The 4,914-nt window shown below is 56.9% G+C and carries 5 protein-coding genes; 1 reads left to right on the top strand and 4 read right to left on the bottom strand.

The window, feature by feature from the left end:
* Positions 1–66 precede the first annotated feature (66 nt).
* Together QQJ84_RS05370 and QQJ84_RS05365 are read right to left on the bottom strand one after the other, a co-directional pair.
* Positions 67–483, bottom strand: coding sequence for an SDR family NAD(P)-dependent oxidoreductase (locus QQJ84_RS05370; protein WP_284257078.1), 417 nt, complete (start codon positions 481–483; stop codon positions 67–69).
* A 334-nt stretch (positions 484–817) separates the two neighbouring features.
* Positions 818–1,414, bottom strand: a complete 597-nt coding sequence (locus QQJ84_RS05365; RefSeq protein WP_284257077.1) for a TetR/AcrR family transcriptional regulator — start codon at positions 1,412–1,414, stop codon at positions 818–820.
* Positions 1,415–1,768: 354 nt separating this feature from the next.
* On the opposite strand from QQJ84_RS05365, the gene QQJ84_RS05360 reads away from it, so the two are divergent.
* Positions 1,769–2,938, top strand: coding sequence for an amidohydrolase family protein (locus QQJ84_RS05360; protein ID WP_284257076.1), 1,170 nt, complete (start codon positions 1,769–1,771; stop codon positions 2,936–2,938).
* A gap of 261 nt (positions 2,939–3,199) precedes the next feature.
* Here QQJ84_RS05360 and QQJ84_RS05355 read toward each other — a convergent pair whose 3' ends face one another.
* Positions 3,200–3,589: an SDR family NAD(P)-dependent oxidoreductase gene (locus QQJ84_RS05355; RefSeq protein ID WP_284257074.1), complete on the bottom strand. Its 390-nt coding sequence runs from the start codon at positions 3,587–3,589 to the stop codon at positions 3,200–3,202.
* A gap of 141 nt (positions 3,590–3,730) precedes the next feature.
* A partial coding sequence (locus QQJ84_RS05350) for an ANL family adenylate-forming protein (protein WP_284257073.1) occupies positions 3,731–4,914 on the bottom strand: 1,184 nt, incomplete at its 5' end.

The following is a 4,914-nucleotide window of genomic DNA, read 5'->3' as shown; positions in this document are numbered from 1 at the left end:
GGCGATCCCTCTTGCCCGCATTCCAGGCAAATACACCGTTCTCCCTACAATCCCGGCTGTCGCGTCTCAATATCGCCCGGCCAAGCCCAAAATCGACAATCGAAGTCGATCCAAATTGCGCGCAAAGGCACCGTCGACGCCAAAAACACCGTGTTTATGGACGGACACTAGATTAACGCTCAGGATGCGGGCAGGATCCGCCATGGTGGCAGAAAGTCCGGCGCAATGGACGAGACCTGCGACCGCCCTGCCAGCAAGTGCATCCTCCAGTCGAACTTTGAAGTCGGGATTGCTGACATCACCGCCCAGAAAAGCGGTTTCGACTTCGCTACCGGCCGCCGCCCAGCCCTTTCGCAGTTGTGCTTCGTCAAGATCGCAAAGCAGAAGCGAGGCAGCAACCGGTGCCATGCGCCTCGCAACGGCCGCCCCCATGCCAGAGCCTGCGCCGGTAACGATCGTAACCGGTGCGATGTCACGGCTCATGAGGCGCCCTTTAGGATACCGCGCAGTGCAACAGCGGCATATTGATGAGCGACTGCAGTGTTTTTAACGACCATCATCCTACCTTGATTTCATCATCCGCTTTTGCCGCGCGTCTAGCTCCGGCATATTCGCTGTAAAAGAATTCCAATGCTTGCATCTGAACCGAATCTCGAAAGGCGCATCCGCTTTCTTCCTGAATATGTTGCGGCGAAGGTCCGAATCGATCCAGAGCGCAACTCCAAAAGCCAAAAATCATCGCCTGGGCGAACTTTTAGCGCCTCACTTGGTGTCGCCGATGGACGGTCGCGAGCTAATGCGGGCACTTGGCAGGAAATCAGTTTGGGGATGATCGAGGTTTCCGCAGCCCCTCCATAATTGCAATCAGCGCATCGCTTGTTTCAGTGTAAGCGGCGCCATGGTCGTCTGCAAACGCGATCGTCAGGGCCGCGTCGCTTATCCCGGCAATGATCAGCCGGGCCAGCGGGATCGATGGCCGGGACGCGAGGACGCCCTGGTTCATGAGCTCCGCCAGCGTATCTGCAAGTGGACCGAGGATGGATTCAGACTGGATGGCACGCCATGGCCGCCATGCCAACACCGTGGGAGCATCGATCAGCAGAATTCGCTGTATTTCGCTGCTGCGTGAAACGAGCTCGAGATAGGCCCGCAGGCCAGCGATAAGGCGCTCCCACGTCCCGCCAGGCAGACGCGCCATATGGGTATTGGCCTCGGCCCTTACCGATAGAGCCAGCTCACGATAGACAGCTTCGAAAAGGTCCCGTTTATCGGCGAAGTGGTAATATAGGGCACCACGGGTGAGCGAAATACCGGCGACAAGTTCGTTCATCACCGTGGCGTGATAGCCGAGCGTACCAAAGGCGATTCGAGCCGCCTTAAGGATAGCAGTCCGGGTGTCAGACGCCTTGCTCAATGGGAAAATTCTCTATTCGGCATTTGATCCTGATTTGATCCTGTTCTCGCATGTGATCGGCCGCTTCCGGTTTAACTTGACTACCGGATGGTTCCCGAAGTAACCAGAACATACAGAGTGTATTTTTTAAACGAGTCAGAAAAGCAGCCAATTGCGATGGCGTCCAATAGCGATTTCGAAGCGTTCCTGTACGGGCGAGGGATTTGGGTGTTTCCTGTAAACGACAACGAAACACACTGAAAAAACGGGAATCTTTCAATCATTTCTGACGAAGATTCGGTTCCGAAATCGTTGCCGAATGTCACGTTAACCATGACAGACAAGGAAACCGACATGCCAGCAGATGGAGCAATAATGACGAAGACACGACGTCTGATCACCGTGGACAATCACCTGTCGCCACCGCCTTGGCTTGTGAACGAACTTCCCGAGCGGCTGCGTGACGCAATCTTTTCGCATACTGGAGGTTATGTGGAGCGCGACGGACAGCGCTATCTCACGCGTCGTGGCGCCGCGACGATGGGGATGGCTGGAACGATTAGCGAAACGCATGTCGGCCCGGTCGGAGGTTCTCTCGATGCGCTACTGGATTCATTGACGAAGGGCAGTTGGGTGGGTGCAGTGCCGGCATTTGATCCCGAGGGCCGGCTCAAGGACATGCGGCGTGAGAATGTGGTTGCGGCAGTACTTATTGGCGACCCTATAATTGGGCCGCGCCGCACGCCGGTCGACGTGGAAGCTCAGATCATTTATTGCCGGGTGGTCAACGATTGGCTTTATGATAACTACAAAGATCATCTAGATATTTTCGCGCCCGGCATCCATCTGCCGTTTCTGGACCCGAAAGCGTGTGCCGTAGAACTTGAACGCTGCGCTGCCAAGGGGATGCGGCCGGGATTGTTGCCAGACGCGCTTTGGGATAGCCCTTATGACTTACCGGAATGGGAGCCGCTTTGGGAAGTCGCCAATGCGCTTAAGGTCCCGCTCACGCTGCATATTGGCGGATCTCGCCATCGGGAAGGCGAACAAAGCGAGTCCTCGTGGATGTCGACGACAACGGTCATGGCCGGCTTTTATGAAGCGTCTGCCGCCATGGGAGCAACCTTAGCGACTTTCAGTATTGGTGGCATCTTCCAGAAATATCCGGACCTGCACGTTGTGGTGACGGAAGGCGGTGCCTTTTGGTTGGCTGGCCTGATGCAGTTTCTGGATAACTATTATAACGACCGATTCGGTCAATCGGTCCGCAGCATGGCGAAAGGAGTATCGCTGGAAGCCGCGCCCAGCGAATTTATAAAACGTCAGGGCCATGCTTCATTCATGTATGATCCGTTAGCGATTCGTCTGCGTCATGAAACGAGCATCGATTGTCTGATCTGGGGTAATGACTACCCACATCGCGAGGGCATTTTCCCAGACTCACAATCCTATGTCGAGCGCCAGTTTGCCGGCGTGCCGGAAGACGAAATCGAGCGTATTACTTTTGGAAACGCCGCCAAGATATTCGGTTTCGATATTGAATAGTACAAGCAAAACATGCGCCGATCAGCTTCTTTCGAGTCAGATCGCGCAGCGTTATGCAACACTATAATGCTGAACCGCTGAGTCATAATCAGGATCAGCACAGCGTTGGCGTCATAGGCTTCCAAGTCTGTAAAAATATCGGGTGCGTCGATGCGATTTCTATGAAACAATAACAACCCGCCCTGCGTTTGCCCGGCGAACCGGCTGCTGCAGCCAGAGCAGCAAGGCGGCGTTCCCTATGTGGGTCACACCGAACGTCATCTAAAATCCGTTCTTCGTGAATGTTCGCTGTTTCCTGGGCAAAATCACCGAGGCGTTCGCGCTGACGATATCAGGCTTTTCGAAATCGGCGCATAGGCGAGCCGCAGCGCAGCGCAAACTGCCAAGGTCGGCTAAATCAGCAATCTGGGTCTGGATGCGGCCCGGCGCTATTTTCTGCAACGCAGCGGCAGTCCCTGCGAGCTTTGCCGGGCACGTTCCGGCGATAATGGTGGTTGCACCCAAACGTGCAAGCAGTGTGGCCACAGCGCGGCCGATTCCGCCGTGGCTCCGACAGCCAGCGCCATCTTTCCGCCAAGGTCCCGTTGATGGCCCAGGATTGTGACGCGCCGTCCGAAAAAGCCAGTTCGAGTTTAGCAATTTTTCCCTCATTCACATCCCTGAGAAATCATCCTTCAAGCCGGCTGGAAGATCGTGGCGATCGATCGCCGGCAATCGGTCCACGTTCAGCGTTATTAACGCATGTGCGACAGCGGCAGGTGGCGCCTGCCGCCGAGCAGAGAATGGGTCGACTCATGCCGACTGCACGAAAAGCGCTTTCACATCCGGCAGGCTGATCTTGAATGAGTTGTTACGGGGTAACGCGTCGACGAAGTGCCATTTTGTTGGGATATGGGTAGCATAGACATGGTAACGTAGATGCTGCTCCAGCTCGGCCGAGGTGGGGGCGGGCACCCCCAGTTTAAGCTGAACGGCAGCTGCCGGCACTTGGCCCAGGCGTCTGTCTGCAACGCCCACCACAGCGGCCGCGGCCACTGCCGGGTGCAGACATAGAGCCCGTTCTATTACCTCAGGCAGCAGCTTGAAGTCGCCTCGCACGATGGCGCCGTCGGCTCGGCCGCGGAGAAAAATGAAACCGTCAGCATCGACGACCCCAATATCGGTTGTGCGGATCCAGTGTTCGCCAATGCGCGGGGCACTGACCTCCAGCAACCCTTCCTGCCCGGCCGGCAATACCAGTCCAGTTTCGGCATCGACGGCGCGCAGCCGTGCCCCGGCAAAAGGCTGCCCGACGGTACCCAATTTTGTGTTGCCGAATTGCGCGTAGAGTTCGGGTGTCATGGCGGTGACTGGCCCGCCAAATTCCGTGGCGCCGTATGAGAGCAAAATGGGAATGCCATAGCGCGCCTCGAAGGCGCGCTGAATGGGTGGATCGAGCGGCGCCGCGCCGGTCAAAATCATCTTGACGCAGGCCAACTCCTCCGGGGGTATGCCGGCGTCGAGCACCATGCCCACGGCACCCGGCGGAAGGCCCGGCATCTCTGGCTGGAAACGGCGGACGAAGTCGCGCCAGCCGTCAAGTGTGAACCGATTCAGCAACACGGCGCGCCGGCGCTGTAGCATAGTTGGCAGAACCGAGTAGATGCCGGAGATATTGCCGAGTGGGAAGGTAAGCAGAACCGGCGTAGCTTCGGTCTGCTCACCGGCCACCGCCGAGACGTTCTGGCCGACAATATATTTTGCCACCATGTCGAAGCTGAAACCGACATGTTTGGGTGCGCCAGTCGTGCCACTGGTATGCACTTGCAGCTGCGGCTTGGGGGGTGCCTGGGCATCAAGTACGGCGGTACAGCGCTCGGCGCCTGCCACCCCTACAGCGCCCATCTCATGTAAGGCGATTGCGGCGAGACCAGGGTAATTTGTTGAAGTACCCATCCTATTGATCCGACGCGATTTTATATGATTCGGTGTGGCCT

The sequence above is a fragment of the Acidocella aquatica genome (genome assembly GCF_030160635.1).
In the GTDB taxonomy this organism is placed as follows: Bacteria; Pseudomonadota; Alphaproteobacteria; order Acetobacterales; family Acetobacteraceae; genus Acidocella; species Acidocella aquatica.
This window is presented reverse-complemented; position numbering and strand designations above follow the sequence as displayed.

Bases quoted from the DNA above. Each gene is read 5' to 3' on its own strand.
- QQJ84_RS05360 (WP_284257076.1), top strand. From the start codon at position 1,769: ATGACGAAGACACGACGTCTGATCACCGTGGACAATCACCTGTCGCCA.
- QQJ84_RS05370 (WP_284257078.1), bottom strand. From the start codon at position 483: ATGAGCCGTGACATCGCACCGGTTACGATCGTTACCGGCGCAGGCTCT.
- QQJ84_RS05355 (WP_284257074.1), bottom strand. From the start codon at position 3,589: ATGAGGGAAAAATTGCTAAACTCGAACTGGCTTTTTCGGACGGCGCGT.